General features: G+C 60.0%; 15 protein-coding genes, 1 tRNA gene and 1 other RNA gene. 7 read left to right on the top strand and 10 right to left on the bottom strand.

All coding sequences use genetic code 11. From position 1 onward, the window contains the following. Positions 1-111 precede the first annotated feature (111 nt). A complete protein-coding gene (locus tag IF204_RS10350) occupies positions 112-579 on the top strand; it encodes an Lrp/AsnC family transcriptional regulator (protein ID WP_194096769.1) in 468 nt (155 codons plus the stop codon). A gap of 126 nt (positions 580-705) precedes the next feature. Here the strand turns inward: IF204_RS10350 and rpsU are convergent, their stop codons facing one another. Then, complete coding sequence (gene rpsU / locus IF204_RS10345) at positions 706-912, bottom strand: 30S ribosomal protein S21 (RefSeq protein WP_086451606.1); 207 nt, start codon at positions 910-912, stop codon at positions 706-708. A gap of 111 nt (positions 913-1,023) precedes the next feature. On the opposite strand from rpsU, the gene IF204_RS10340 reads away from it, so the two are divergent. From IF204_RS10340 to IF204_RS10330, 3 genes are all read left to right on the top strand, one after another. Continuing rightward, positions 1,024-1,716 carry a COQ9 family protein gene (locus IF204_RS10340; RefSeq protein ID WP_194096767.1) on the top strand — a complete coding sequence of 231 codons (693 nt, stop codon included), beginning with the start codon at positions 1,024-1,026 and terminating at the stop codon, positions 1,714-1,716. Positions 1,717-1,726: 10 nt separating this feature from the next. Continuing rightward, positions 1,727-2,701 (top strand): NAD(P)H-quinone oxidoreductase, encoded by a 975-nt coding sequence (locus IF204_RS10335; RefSeq protein ID WP_194096765.1) that lies wholly within the window; start codon positions 1,727-1,729, stop codon positions 2,699-2,701. A 407-nt stretch (positions 2,702-3,108) separates the two neighbouring features. Further along, entirely contained in the window at positions 3,109-3,807 is a 699-nt protein-coding gene (locus tag IF204_RS10330; protein WP_194096764.1) for a L,D-transpeptidase, read from the top strand. Here IF204_RS10330 and IF204_RS10325 read toward each other — a convergent pair. After that, on the bottom strand, positions 3,804-4,439 hold the full coding sequence (locus IF204_RS10325) for a ribonuclease T2 (RefSeq protein ID WP_228069153.1): 636 nt from the start codon (positions 4,437-4,439) through the stop codon (positions 3,804-3,806). The genes IF204_RS10330 and IF204_RS10325 overlap by 4 nt on opposite strands. A 130-nt stretch (positions 4,440-4,569) precedes the next feature. On the opposite strand from IF204_RS10325, the gene IF204_RS10320 reads away from it, so the two are divergent. Continuing rightward, positions 4,570-5,334, top strand: a complete 765-nt coding sequence (locus IF204_RS10320; RefSeq protein ID WP_194096760.1) for a DUF1013 domain-containing protein — start codon at positions 4,570-4,572, stop codon at positions 5,332-5,334. 45 nt (positions 5,335-5,379) lie between these two features. On the opposite strand, the gene recR is transcribed toward IF204_RS10320, so the two are convergent. From recR to IF204_RS10280, 8 genes are all read right to left on the bottom strand, one after another. Continuing rightward, a complete protein-coding gene (gene recR / locus IF204_RS10315) occupies positions 5,380-5,973 on the bottom strand; it encodes a recombination mediator RecR (protein ID WP_194096759.1) in 594 nt (197 codons plus the stop codon). A gap of 1 nt (position 5,974) precedes the next feature. Further along, on the bottom strand, positions 5,975-6,319 hold the full coding sequence (locus IF204_RS10310; protein WP_167635906.1) for a YbaB/EbfC family nucleoid-associated protein: 345 nt from the start codon (positions 6,317-6,319) through the stop codon (positions 5,975-5,977). Continuing rightward, positions 6,319-6,732: a hypothetical protein gene (locus tag IF204_RS10305; RefSeq protein WP_194096757.1), complete on the bottom strand. Its 414-nt coding sequence runs from the start codon at positions 6,730-6,732 to the stop codon at positions 6,319-6,321. The genes IF204_RS10310 and IF204_RS10305 overlap by 1 nt, the downstream gene beginning before the upstream one ends. Beyond that, positions 6,708-8,462 (bottom strand): DNA polymerase III subunit gamma/tau, encoded by a 1,755-nt coding sequence (locus IF204_RS10300; protein ID WP_194096755.1) that lies wholly within the window; start codon positions 8,460-8,462, stop codon positions 6,708-6,710. Before IF204_RS10300 ends, IF204_RS10305 begins: the two co-directional genes overlap by 25 nt. 106 nt (positions 8,463-8,568) lie before the next feature. Beyond that, positions 8,569-8,667: signal recognition particle sRNA small type (gene ffs / locus IF204_RS10295), an RNA gene on the bottom strand. Positions 8,668-8,789: 122 nt separating this feature from the next. Then, positions 8,790-8,864 (bottom strand) — tRNA-Glu (locus IF204_RS10290). Between the two features lie 55 nt (positions 8,865-8,919). Beyond that, positions 8,920-9,348, bottom strand: a complete 429-nt coding sequence (locus tag IF204_RS10285) for a DMT family transporter (protein WP_194096754.1) — start codon at positions 9,346-9,348, stop codon at positions 8,920-8,922. Continuing rightward, positions 9,348-9,821: a DMT family transporter gene (locus IF204_RS10280; RefSeq protein ID WP_194096752.1), complete on the bottom strand. Its 474-nt coding sequence runs from the start codon at positions 9,819-9,821 to the stop codon at positions 9,348-9,350. The genes IF204_RS10285 and IF204_RS10280 overlap by 1 nt, the downstream gene beginning before the upstream one ends. Positions 9,822-9,971: 150 nt before the next feature. Here IF204_RS10280 and IF204_RS10275 point away from each other — a divergent pair, with 150 nt between their 5' ends. Together IF204_RS10275 and IF204_RS10270 are read left to right on the top strand one after the other, a co-directional pair. Continuing rightward, positions 9,972-10,931: a lipid A-modifier LpxR family protein gene (locus IF204_RS10275; protein WP_194096751.1), complete on the top strand. Its 960-nt coding sequence runs from the start codon at positions 9,972-9,974 to the stop codon at positions 10,929-10,931. Between the two features lie 122 nt (positions 10,932-11,053). After that, positions 11,054-12,115 carry a Hint domain-containing protein gene (locus IF204_RS10270; protein WP_194096749.1) on the top strand — a complete coding sequence of 354 codons (1,062 nt, stop codon included), beginning with the start codon at positions 11,054-11,056 and terminating at the stop codon, positions 12,113-12,115. The last annotated feature ends 86 nt before the right edge of the window (positions 12,116-12,201 follow it).

Genomic DNA, 12,201 nt, shown 5'->3' with positions numbered 1-12,201 from the left:
CGCTTGAACGTAGGATGACGCACCTTTCGTGCAATTGCGTCGGAAAGATCGGTTGCGAAAAAGCGAATATTCGAAGATTATTCGACATACTGATTGAATTGGCGAAGAAACGTGACTGATTTCGGAATCGATCCGACGGATCAACGCATCCTCACAATCCTCCAGAAGGAGGGTCGGCTGAGTAATGCCGATCTGGCCGAACGGGTGAACCTATCGCCCTCTGCCTGCCACCGCCGCGTCCAGCATCTGGAGAAGGGCGGATATATCACGGGTTATGTGGCGCTCGTGAACCCGCGCAAGGTCGGGCGCAAGACGACGGTGTTCGTGGAAATCACACTGAACGGGCAGGCTGACGAGACGCTGGACGCGTTCGAAAAGGCCGTGGCTCGCGTGCCGGATGTGCTGGAATGTCACCTGATGGCGGGCACGGCGGACTATCTGCTGAAGGTGGTGGCCGAAGACGCTGAGGATTTCGCACGTATTCACCGCCGCCATCTGGCGAAGCTGCCGGGTGTGCAAACGCTGCAATCGTCGTTTTCACTGAAGACCGTACGGCAGACGACAGCATTGCCGATCTAAGGGCCGCGCTGCGCGCGGGCGGGGGCGCTGCCCCCGAACCCCCGAGGTATTTTCGTCAGAATGAAGAGCGCAAAGAAAAACCCCCGACCGAGGCCGGGGGTTAATTTTAGCGACAAAGGGGTGCTCTTAGAGCAGACCTTCGCGCTGCAGCTTTTTGCGAGCCAGCTTACGCTGACGGCGGATCGCCTCGGCCTTTTCACGGGCCTTCTGGACGGAGGGCTTCTCGAAATGCTGCTTGAGCTTCATTTCGCGGAAGACGCCTTCACGCTGCAGTTTTTTCTTGAGCGCACGGAGCGCCTGTTCAACGTTGTTATCGCGAACGCTTACCTGCATGTGGTATTCACCACCTTCCTAAGTTGGATTTGCAAAAAAGTTTGCAGGGTGGGCGGCATATAGCAATTGCGTCCTATGTTGTCTAGTGTGCCGCCCCGAAGGAGAGACCTTATGCCTGTTACGCCCCTTTCGCCTGCCGTTGAACGCTTGCTTGATGCCATTGAGCCCAACGTCGTATTCGACGGTTGGACCGATACTGCCTTTGAACATGCCGCGAATGCCGCCGGAATGACGAAGGCCGAGGCGCTGGCTATCTGCCCGCGCGGCGCTGTCGATCTGGCCGTTGCCTATCATAATAAGGGCGATGCGGCGATGGTGGCGCGGATGCAGAGCGGCGAGTTGGACGAAATGCGCTACAGCGAGAAGGTCGCGGCGGCGATCCGCTTCCGTCTGGAGGCCGCAGATCGTGAGCTGGTCCGCCGCGGAACAACGCTGTTTGCGTTGCCGCATCTGGCGCCGGTCGGGGCAGGGCTGATCTGGGGCACCGCCGATCTGATCTGGGAGACGCTGGGCGATACATCGGACGATTACAACTGGTATTCCAAACGGACGATTCTCTCGGGCGTTTACAGTTCTGTGGTGCTCTACTGGCTGGGTGACGAGACGGGCGGCGAGGCGACGAATGCGTTTATCGACCGCCGCATTGCCGATGTCATGTCATTCGAAAAGTTCAAAGGCGCGGTGAAGAAAACACCGGTGCTTGGCGCGTTTGCCGGTGGGTTGGAGAAGATGCTTTCGGGCATCAAAGCCCCGGTTCGCGGACGGCAGGATGACCTGCCCGGTCGCTGGACGTTGAACGAATAAGGAGCATCAGGTGCGCGCTATCAAAATCACCAAGGCAGGCGGACCCGAGGTCCTGAAAGCCTGCGAACGTCCGATGCCGGAAGCCGGTGCGGGGCAGGTTGTTATCAAGGTTGCCTATACGGGCGTGAACCGTCCCGACGCGCTTCAACGTGCGGGCCTCTATGCGCCGCCGCCCGACGCCAGCGATCTGCCGGGGCTGGAGGCGTCCGGTGAGGTTGTGGCGGTCGGTCCAGGCGTCAGCCTGTCCGTTGGCGACAAGGTTTGCGCGCTGCTGCCGGGCGGTGGCTACGCTGAATACGTCGCGACGTCGGCGTCGCACTGTCTGCCGATCCCCGATGGCATGAGTATGCGCGATGCCGCCTGTCTGCCCGAGACATACTTCACCGTTTGGTCCAACGTCTTCATGCGCGGGGGGCTGAAAGGCGGGGAGCGGTTCCTTGTTCATGGTGGTTCCTCTGGTATCGGCACGACCGCGATCCAACTGGCGAAGGCGTTCGGCGCACGTGTATTCGCGACCGCTGGGTCTGCAGACAAGTGCGATGCTTGTGAGGAGCTTGGTGCCGAGAAGTGCTTCAACTACCGCGAAGAGGATTTTGTTGAAGGTATGAAGGCTGTTGGCGGCGCGAACCTTATCCTCGACATGGTTGGCGGCGAGTACATTAACCGCAACATCAAGTCACTTGCGATGGAAGGGCGTCTTGTCCAGATCGCATTCCTGCAAGGATCAAAGGCGGATGTGAACTGGGCGCAGCTGATGATGCGCCGCCTGACCTTCACGGGATCGACCCTTCGTCCGCAATCGGATGCAGCGAAGGCTGCGATTGCCGATCAGTTGCGCGAACATGTCTGGCCTCTGCTCGGTGCGGGCCGGATCAAGCCGATCGTCTACAAGGAATTCAGCCTTGATGAGGCAGCGGACGCCCATACGCTGATGGAAAGTAGCGCGCACATCGGCAAGCTCGTTATGCGCGTTGCCGGAGAGTAACCACACGTCGATGTGAAATGATGCGCCTTGGACCCCGCTGCAAAGCGGGGCAAGGTTGCCTCATGTTCCGGATAACTCTTGTCCTGCTGGTGATCTTTGCCTTGCTGCCGCTCAGAATGGCCGCAAGGACGGAGGCGCTTGTCTCGGTTCCGACGGAAGCGGCTATTGTGCAGGCTGCCGGACTTACGCTTCAGCAGCGATGCCACGGAGTGTCTTTGCCCGGTCATCGGTGTGCTGTAGACTTGTGGTTGGCAGAGGACATGGCCTCGCCCGATCCGCGTTTGCCCACCATCGCCGCGCCGCGTGATGCCATCTGGCTGTCTGCGCTGCATCAGCTCGAAATTCCGGTGCCGCCGCCTCGATTTGTCTGACGCCTGAAAGTCGTTAGCAAAATCACGAGGGATATCATGTTCAATCGAAGAAGTTTTCTCGCTTCGGCGGGAATGGCAGCGCTGTCTGCCTGTGCCCGCCCTGCACCAGAGCCGGAGCCTGTCGCTCCGCCCGCACCGCCGCCGCCACCGCCAATGCCTGCGCGATATGGTGCACTTTATGACGAGCCGTTTCCTGTGCCTGCCGTCCCGCGCGGCGTGGTACCGAGGGAATACTGGCGTCAGGAGATCGCCAACCCGTTTACCGACATGGAGGAGGGCGGCATCGTCGTCGATCCCGATGCGGCATTCCTCTACCTGATCGAGCCGAATGGCCGCGCGCTCCGATATGGAGTCAGCGTAGGGGCCGCAGGGTTCGAATGGCAAGGCGACGCTCTGGTTCAGTACCAGCGCGATTGGCCCGTCTGGAAGGCGCCCGACAGCATGGTCGAGCGCTGGCCCCAGTTCGAGCCGTACTCGGTCGCCAATGGCGGGATGCCGGGTGGGCCGGGTAATCCGCTTGGCGCGCGGGCTCTTTATCTGTTCCAGAACGGCGAAGACACGCTCTACCGCATTCACGGTGCCTGCGAGCCGGAAACGGTGGGCAAGGCGGTGTCTTCAGGTTGTATTCGCATGATCGATCAAGACGCTATCGATGTGGCGACGCGAGTCCGTCACCATGCGCCCGTCCGCGTGTTGAAATCGGTGAAGCCCGAGGGCCTCACCGGTATTTACTAGCGGACCGGATCGAACAGCGCGTCATCCAATGTGCAGTCGCGGACTACATCCGCGCTGCACGTCCGGAATTCTAGGTCGCGGGTCAGGCAGATCCGCGCTTCCTGAATATAGCCAGACCGGCAGGTGATTGTGATGCCGTCCGGCTCCATTTCAGGATTGTCTTGGACGAAAGCTTCTTCGATCAGCGAAGCGGGGAGCGAGACCTGATCTTGCAGCTTGGCAAAGGCAGTCGGAATTTGAATGCGCTCGTAAGCCTTGCGGGCGAGGGCGTAGTAGTCCTCGGACGACAAACCCGAACAAACGCCGTGCTTGTTCCATTGGTAGAACGCCAGACCGTCGGTGCCCATGATATCGGCCATATCGCGGGTCTGTCGGCGGCTAGGCTTGCGGAAATCGGTGTCGCAATATTCGGGATATCCGCGCTCATACTGCGGCCAGAGTCCGTGCATGATCCAGCCGAAATCCTCGTCTTCATCACATTGCGTTGAGCCGCGCGCGTCGCCTTCAATGGTGCACCAATTAGGCGACCAAGACAAAGACAGCACGTAATAGTCGAATTCTCCGGCAATATCCTGAGAGACCGCAATCTGCGGGAACAGGCCGAGCGCCAATGCAGCAAGGGTCGATCGCATTTTCATCTTTTCTAATTGTGATGATATGACTATATAGCGCCTGAGTTCCCCGACAATGTGAACTGGGCCGATCCGATCTGGCCCGCCCCCTCGCGGGGCAGCGGGGAAGATATGTATTCAGGAGACGACGATGTCCGATAAACCGATCATGGCCAAAGCCACCGCTGTCTGGCTGATTGACAACACCACCATCGGCTTCAAGCAGATCGCCGATTTCGTCGGTATGCACGAGCTGGAAATTCAGGGCATTGCCGATGGCGAAGTCGCTCAGGGCGTGAAGGGCTTTGATCCGGTTGCCAACAACCAGCTGACTCAAGAAGAAATCGACAAGGCTGAAAAGAACCCGCTTCACAAGCTGAAGCTGAAGTTCAACCCGGCTGCCGTTGGCGAAGAAAAGCGCCGTGGCCCGCGCTACACTCCGCTGTCGAAGCGTCAAGACCGTCCGAATTCGATCCTATGGCTGGTCAAGTTCCACCCCGAACTTCCCGATGGCGCGATTGCAAAGCTCGTCGGAACCACCAAGCCGACCATTCAGGCGATCCGCGAGCGTACCCACTGGAACATCGCCAACATGCAGCCGGTCGATCCGGTCGCACTCGGCCTGTGTAAGCAGTCGGAACTCGACCAAGCCGTTCAGAAGGCCAACGCCAACAAAGGCACGGCCATGTCGGATGACGAGCGCCGCAAGCTGGTGTCGACCGAGCAGAGCCTCGGCATGGACGCAGACGAGCCGAAAATGCCGTCGTCCATCGCTGGCCTTGAGACCTTCACTCTGTCGGAAAACAGCGGCAACGAAGAGCTGATGGACAACGACAAGATCGACGACGATTTCTCGGATGCGGAAAGCTTCTTCAACCTGCCTTCGGGCGGTGATGACGACGAAGACGACAAATAAGTCTCTGTCGATCCAAATGAAAAGCCCCGCGATTGCGGGGCTTTTTTACATTGTGCGTCTGGCTTTGAGCGCGGCTGTGATCGTACCGTCGTCGAGGTAGTCGAGCTCACCTCCGACAGGCACACCTTGCGCGAGTGACGTGACCTTCACGTCACCAAGCTGGTCCGCGATGTAGTGGGCGGTGGTCTGGCCGTCGATGGTGGCCGACAGCGCGAGAATGACCTCGCTGATGTGCTCTGACGAAATGCGGTCGATCAGCTTGGGGATGCGCAACTCGTCGGGCCCCACCGCATCCAGCGCGGACAGCGTTCCGCCCAGCACATGATAGCGACCGCGAAACACCGCAGCGCGTTCCATTGCCCAAAGGTCGGCGACATCCTCGACCACGCAAAGCTCGCCGTTCTCGCGGCGGGTGTCCTCGCAGATCGGGCAAATGTCGGCGGTGCCGATATTGCCGCAGTTCAGGCACTCGCGAGCCGTCTGCGCGACGGTTGTCATCGCTTCGGCAAGCGGCGAGAGGTGCGTTTTACGTTTCTTGACCAGATGCAGCACCGCACGACGGGCCGACCGCGGGCCAAGGCCCGGCAGCTTCGACAGAAGCTCGATCAGCGTTTCGATATCAGCGGTGCCTTGAGCCATCTTAGAACGGCATCTCGAAGCCCGGCGGCAGGCCCAGACCTTCGGTCAGCTTGGACATCTCCGCCTTGGCTTTTTCCGAAGCGCGGCCCTGCGCGTCCTTGATCGCGGCGAGGATCAGGTCTTCGACCATTTCCTTTTCGTCGGTGTTGAAGATCGACGGATCGATATCGAGTGCCTTCAGCTCGCCCTTGCAGGTCGCGGTGGCTTTGACGAGGCCAGCGCCGGCTTCACCGGTCACGGTCATCGTTTCCAGCTCTTCCTGAAGCTGGGCCATTTTCGACTGCATTTCCTGTGCGGTCTTCATCATCTTGGCCATGTCGCCAAGACCGCCCATACCTTTGAACATCACGTTTTCCTTCGATTGCGGATGCGCCGGACGGCGCGAATAAGTGCGAATAGCATTACGCCAGCAGCGAACACGGTCGGGACGATCGGCGGGGCTATGCAGCCTTCGGCCTGTCCCAGCGCCCAGATGCCATCCGAGTCTTTGGCCCAAAGGCGCGTCGACACCAAGAGTAACACGAACGATGCAGATATAATGCCTGCCATCTGCCATGCAATGTGGCGATAGAAAGAGCCCATCAGCACGATCAGCAGCATTACGAACAGCATCGGGTTCGCGAACACGTATGCGGCTTCGGTCCAGATGTTCACGGTGCCCTTGTCGGGCGACCACATCGGACGGAGTTGTTCGCAGACATCGGCCATTGCCGGAGCGGGAAGGAGGGCGAGGATCAGTCCTCTTCGAAGGGGTCCCATTCGTCCTCTACTTCTTCGAGTGCTTCTTCGAGAGCGCCGGTTTCCAGATCCTTCGCCGTGCGGACCTCTGCAATCTTCGACTTCGGGAAGGCCGCGAGGATCGACTGCACGAGCGGCAGCGCTGCGGCTTCGGCTTTCAGCTCGGCCTCGGCAGCGTCGCGGATTTCGGATACGGTCGGCCGACCGCCTTCGTTCACGACGATCACGGCCCAACGGTTGCCGGTCCATGTTTGCAGGCGCGAGCCGAGCTTCGCCGCCATGTCGCGAGGCGCGTTCGGTGTCGGTTCGAATTCGATACGGCCCGGACGGAAGCTGGCGAGGCGCATGTAATTCTCGACCTCCACCAGTAGCTGCACATCGCGGTGCGCACGGATCAGATCGAGCACGGATTCGAACGTTGCGTAGCGGGCCAGCGAATTCTGCGCGAGCTGCGGGGCGGCAGACGCCACAGGGCCGCTCGGTCCCGAATGGGTCGGGACGTGCCCGCCGCCGTAGGCGTTCGTGCTACCACCCTGAGCCGGAGCATAGGCGCCGCCACCACCACCACCCGGATGGGGCGGGGGAGCTGTGTTTTGCAGCTTGCGCACCAGTTCCTCGGGCGAGGGCAGTTCGGCAACGTGCGTCAGACGGATGATCGCCATCTCGGCTGCCATCATCGCGTTCGGCGCTTGGCCAACTTCCTCGATTGCTTTGAGCAGCATCTGCCACATACGGGTCAGAACGCGCATCGGCAGCGCATCGGCGGCGGTTTTGCCGCGCGAGCGTTCATCGGGGCTGACAGTCGGATCGTCGGCAGCCTCGGGTGTGATTTTGATGACCGAAATCCAGTGCGTGATCTCGGCAAGGTCGCGCAGCACGGCCATCGGGTCGGCGCCATCGGAATACTGCGCCGACAATTCGCCCAGAGCCTCAGCCGCCTGACCGCGCATAATCATGTCAAAGAGGTCAAACACACGCCCACGGTCGGCAAGGCCGAGCATCGCGCGGACCTGTTCGGCGGTCGTCTCGCCAGCGCCATGCGAAATCGCCTGATCAAGTAGCGAGGTCGCGTCACGCGCCGACCCTTCGGCAGCGCGGGTGATCAGGGCAATCGCGTCTTCGGTGATCTCTGCGCCTTCAGCGTTCGCGATCTTGCGCATGAGGCCGAGCATCACCTCGGGCTCGATCCGGCGAAGGTCGAAGCGCTGGCAGCGCGACAGAACGGTCACCGGAACCTTACGGATCTCGGTGGTCGCAAAGATGAACTTCACATGCGCGGGCGGTTCTTCAAGCGTCTTCAGCAGCGCGTTGAACGCGCCCGTCGACAGCATGTGAACTTCGTCGATGATGTAGACTTTGTAGCGTGCCGAGGCCGCGCGGTAGTGAACGCTGTCGATAATCTCGCGGATGTTGGCAACGCCGGTGTTGGAGGCGGCGTCCATCTCGATCACGTCGACATGGCGGCCTTCCATGATGGCGGTGCAGTGCTCGCACTTCCCGCAAGGCTCTGTCGTCGGACCGCCGTTGCCGTCCACGCCCACACAGTTCATGCCCTTGGCGATGATACGCGCGGTGGTCGTTTTGCCTGTGCCGCGGATGCCGGTCATGATGAACGCCTGCGCGATCCGGCCTGCCTCGAACGAGTTTTTCAGCGTGCGCACCATCGCATCCTGACCCACGAGATCGACAAAGGTCTCGGGGCGGTATTTGCGGGCAAGCACCTGATACGGCTTGGGTTCGGCTTCGGTCATGGCGTCCTTGGGATTCTGCTTGCTGGCAAGGTAAGCGCAGGAGAAGGCGAGGTCCACCGCGATTGCCGCAATCAGCCGGTGTCGGCTGCGTCGAATTGTGGGGATAAGGTGAGAGGCTGGACAACGACCCAAGCGGGGCTCGTTACGGCTGCTTCCTTCCGGACCTGACCGGGTTGGCGAGGCGCTCGCCCGCGCCAACCTCTCAAGCGGGGAGATATGACATGGAAACCGGTTTTGCAAGGGCGCGCACGCAGCAAAACTCGCCGCATCGCAAAAGGCGGAATGCGGGCGTCGGTTCTGGCAAACATTTTGAATGTAGGGGAAAAGTGGCAGCCCGTAGGGGAATCGAACCCCTCTTTCCAGGTTGAAAACCTGGCGTCCTAACCGATAGACGAACGGGCCACTCTTGGTGTGAGCGGGCTAATAATGAAGTCCGCAGAGGGGCGCAAGTGGAAAATCACGCTTTTCTTTTGCGACCCACCAAAATTCCTCCGAGGATCAGCGCGACACCTGCGATCCGCGCGAATGGCGACCCCGGAGCGCCTGTAATGATATCCATGATCACGCTGGAAAGCATCTGCCCAGCGATCACCAGAACAGCTGTTTGCGCCGCACCGAGGCGCGAGATCAGCCAGCTGGACGAGGCCACAAAAACAACGCCGAGCGGGCCGCCGACAAACGCAAGCCAAGGCCAGTCGATGGGTTCGCCCTTGGGGAACAACCCGCCAAAGGCCAGCGCGACAGCGGTCAGCGCAACGAAGCCAACGAAGTGATTCCAGAACGACGACACAAGCGGGCCGGTGCTGAGCGACAAGCGGCCATTGATCTGGCGGCTGAGGCCAACAAGGATGCCGCCGCCGAAAGCGAATGCGATAAACGTCAGCATCACGCGCCCCGTCCGTAGAAGATGATGAGCAGGCTCCCCGCTACGATCAGCGCGATTCCCGTGAGGTCTTTCCAAGCGGGCGATTTGCGGGGCAGGCCGAAGAGGCCGAGTTTGTCTGCGGTCAATCCAAAGACCATCTGACCCGCGAGGCCGAGCGCCAGAGTGCCCGACAGTGCCAGTGCCGAATTCACTGCAGTCGAGGTGAGAATCACTGTCAGCGCGCCAGATATCCCGCCCAAATATGCCCAAAGCGGGGCCTTGGAGGCTCCGGAGGGGCGGCGGCGAAAGGCAGGGATCGCAACCAGCATGAGTATCGCGGCAACCGCGCCGGTTCCGTGCGCCGAGAGCGAGGAGAACAGCGCAGAGGCTGCCGCAGCCAGTTGACCGTTGAAATATGTCATCAACGTCAACAGTCCGCCTGTCCCGAGGGCGGCAAAGAACAGAAGGGCGGGGCGTTCGGGGGGCTGTGTCATGGCAGGTCTCCTGCGGCTACCCCTGCCACCAGCGTGGCTCGTGCGCAACCATCAGGCGTAAATTCGAAGGCGCAGAATATGGTGCGTAAGAAAACATATATCCGCCTCATTCCTTACGATGCTAAGCGAAAACCAAAAATGGAATGGGACATGCGTGGTATTTTTGCTGTCACCGCTTGTGTGGCATCGCTTAATTTTGCACCGGTTTTCGCACTGGATTATGACTCGGGCGCTGTTGCCCAGCCGTCGAACCCTTACGAGCTTGTCGGAATCGGTCGCCTCTTTTCGAATGATAAATTCGGCGACAATGACGACCGCTGGCGGACGGGTAGCTATAGCCTGTCGTTCGCTTTCTCGAACGAGGGCGATAACGATTACGGGTCAGGCCCGCTGGATCTGGTCGAATTCCGCTTCCGTTCCGAAATTATCGCGCCGCGCCATCTGAAGCGTGCAGGCTCGGACGACCGCATCTATGTCGGCCAGCTCTCGTTCGGTGCGCACACCCATTACCAAGTCGAACGCTACGAGGTCAGTCTCGGCGCGGATATGATCTTTACCGGCCCGCAGACCGGCATGTCCGACTTCCATCAGAAAACCCACGAGGCATTCAGTGCTCCGTCGCTCGGCGATAGTGTGATCGATAATCAGCTCGGCAATCACATTTTCCCGACCGTGACCGCAGAGATCGGCAAGGAATACCAGCTTAGCCACACCGCTCCCGTCACCATGCGTCCGTTCGCTGAGGCGATTGCCGGTGTCGAGTCGCTTGCCCGCGTTGGTGTCGACTTCAACTACGGTGTCGCTGGTCGCGATATCGCCTACAGCCGCGATTCCGCGACGGGCCAGCGTATTCCGCTCGGCTATGGCGACAACCTTGGCGTCACGTGGAGTGCTGGTGTCGACTATGCCAACGTCATCGATAGCGCCTACTTCCCCTCTTATTTCGACAGCGAGCTAGAGAGCGACCGATTCCGTGCGCGTGCCGGTGTGAACTGGCATTTCGGTGACCGTATGGCAGTTTACTACGGCGTGACCTACCTGTCGGAAGAGTATGTCGGGCAGGAAGAGGGGCAGGTGCTCGGTTCGTTCCGGTTAAATTTCACCTATTAATTGAAATATTGGGAAAGTCTGTTCTCTCAACTTGATTTGAACTCTGTGTTGACGTTACGGTGAGCTTCACAACTCGGACGATTAAGATCCGGAACTGACTGAGGCACAGAGAAGAGCAGAAGATGAAAACGGGCTTTCATGGCACGTTCGTCATTTCCTGGTCGCAAACGGAACTTGATGGGGAGTGGTCCGCTCCGCTCGACGTCTTGCGCGTCGGCGCTAGCTGGATCTGGACAGGCGAAGCAGTCCGCGTAGACGGGCCTTCGGAAATCCTGCCCCTCGGGACTGCGACCGGAATGGTCGAAATGCGTAAGCGGGCGGCGCACACCGTCCGCCGTCTCCTTAATGCTGTCGATAAGAATACCTCGTTCGCGGACGGAGTGGCCGATGCGCCGCCGTTGGCCGAGAAGAGCTTTAACGTCACCGATGGCCGATCGACGTGGAATATCACGCTGATCGAAGCAGGGCAGGGGCGTAAACCGCTGCTCGTCTTTATCGGAGAGATTCCTCCGCGTGATACCGAGATGTGGATCGTCGCTCATAACATCGACATGGGCCGCGTGGCGCGTGCGAACGCGAATCCGGGCGGTGTGATCTGCTTTACTCCCGGAACAATGATCCAGACCGAATTCGGCCCGCGCCTTGTCGAAAGCCTGCGCGAAGGTGACCGCATTCAGACCAAGGACAACGGTTGCCGCGAGATCCTCTGGATCGGCCAGCGCCGGATGACGGGGGCGCGCCTCTTTGCGATGCCTCACCTCGCCCCGATCCGTATGCGCCGCGGTGCGCTGGACGAAGGTGTGCCGGACGACGGTATCCTCGTGTCGCCCGATCACCGCATGGTGCTGAAGGGCGCACGTGCCCGCGCATTGTTTAATTGTGATGAAGTGCTGGTGGCAGCGCGAGACCTTGTGAACGACTCCAGCGTTTATGTAGACCGCGCCGTTCGCGAAGTGACCTACATTCACCTTCTGCTGCCCGGACACGAGATTGTCTTTGCCAATGGGGTGGAGACCGAAAGCTTCCATCCGGCCAGCGCGGCACTGTCATATCTGGACGAACACGACCGTATGCGGCTCATGACTCGCATTCCCGAAGCGGGCTGCGATCCGATGGCTTACGGGGCCTTTGCGCGCCGTGTTCTGTCGGGTTATGAAACCGCCGTCTTGCGTCAGGACTTCTAACGCCGAAAGGCTGTTGACTCCTCCGCAGCTCTCTCTATAAGCCGCGTTTCATTGGTGTTGGTGGCCCCCGCAAGGGGACGCCTGTC

The sequence above is a fragment of the Marivivens aquimaris genome (assembly GCF_015220045.1).
Taxonomy (GTDB): domain Bacteria; phylum Pseudomonadota; class Alphaproteobacteria; order Rhodobacterales; family Rhodobacteraceae; genus Marivivens; species Marivivens aquimaris.
Note: the sequence above shows the minus strand (reverse complement) of the source record. Positions and strands in the feature narration are given on the sequence as shown.

Excerpts from the sequence above, each read along its gene's own strand:
- rpsU (WP_086451606.1), bottom strand. The coding sequence starts at position 912 with ATGCAGGTAAGCGTTCGCGATAACAACGTTGAACAGGCGCTCCGTGCG.
- IF204_RS10340 (WP_194096767.1), top strand. The coding sequence starts at position 1,024 with ATGCCTGTTACGCCCCTTTCGCCTGCCGTTGAACGCTTGCTTGATGCC.
- IF204_RS10330 (WP_194096764.1), top strand. The coding sequence starts at position 3,109 with ATGTTCAATCGAAGAAGTTTTCTCGCTTCGGCGGGAATGGCAGCGCTG.
- IF204_RS10325 (WP_228069153.1), bottom strand. The coding sequence starts at position 4,439 with ATGCGATCGACCCTTGCTGCATTGGCGCTCGGCCTGTTCCCGCAGATT.
- IF204_RS10320 (WP_194096760.1), top strand. The coding sequence starts at position 4,570 with ATGTCCGATAAACCGATCATGGCCAAAGCCACCGCTGTCTGGCTGATT.
- recR (WP_194096759.1), bottom strand. The coding sequence starts at position 5,973 with ATGGCTCAAGGCACCGCTGATATCGAAACGCTGATCGAGCTTCTGTCG.
- IF204_RS10310 (WP_167635906.1), bottom strand. The coding sequence starts at position 6,319 with ATGTTCAAAGGTATGGGCGGTCTTGGCGACATGGCCAAGATGATGAAG.
- IF204_RS10305 (WP_194096757.1), bottom strand. The coding sequence starts at position 6,732 with ATGGGACCCCTTCGAAGAGGACTGATCCTCGCCCTCCTTCCCGCTCCG.
- IF204_RS10300 (WP_194096755.1), bottom strand. The coding sequence starts at position 8,462 with ATGACCGAAGCCGAACCCAAGCCGTATCAGGTGCTTGCCCGCAAATAC.
- IF204_RS10285 (WP_194096754.1), bottom strand. The coding sequence starts at position 9,348 with ATGCTGACGTTTATCGCATTCGCTTTCGGCGGCGGCATCCTTGTTGGC.
- IF204_RS10280 (WP_194096752.1), bottom strand. The coding sequence starts at position 9,821 with ATGACACAGCCCCCCGAACGCCCCGCCCTTCTGTTCTTTGCCGCCCTC.
- IF204_RS10275 (WP_194096751.1), top strand. The coding sequence starts at position 9,972 with ATGCGTGGTATTTTTGCTGTCACCGCTTGTGTGGCATCGCTTAATTTT.
- IF204_RS10270 (WP_194096749.1), top strand. The coding sequence starts at position 11,054 with ATGAAAACGGGCTTTCATGGCACGTTCGTCATTTCCTGGTCGCAAACG.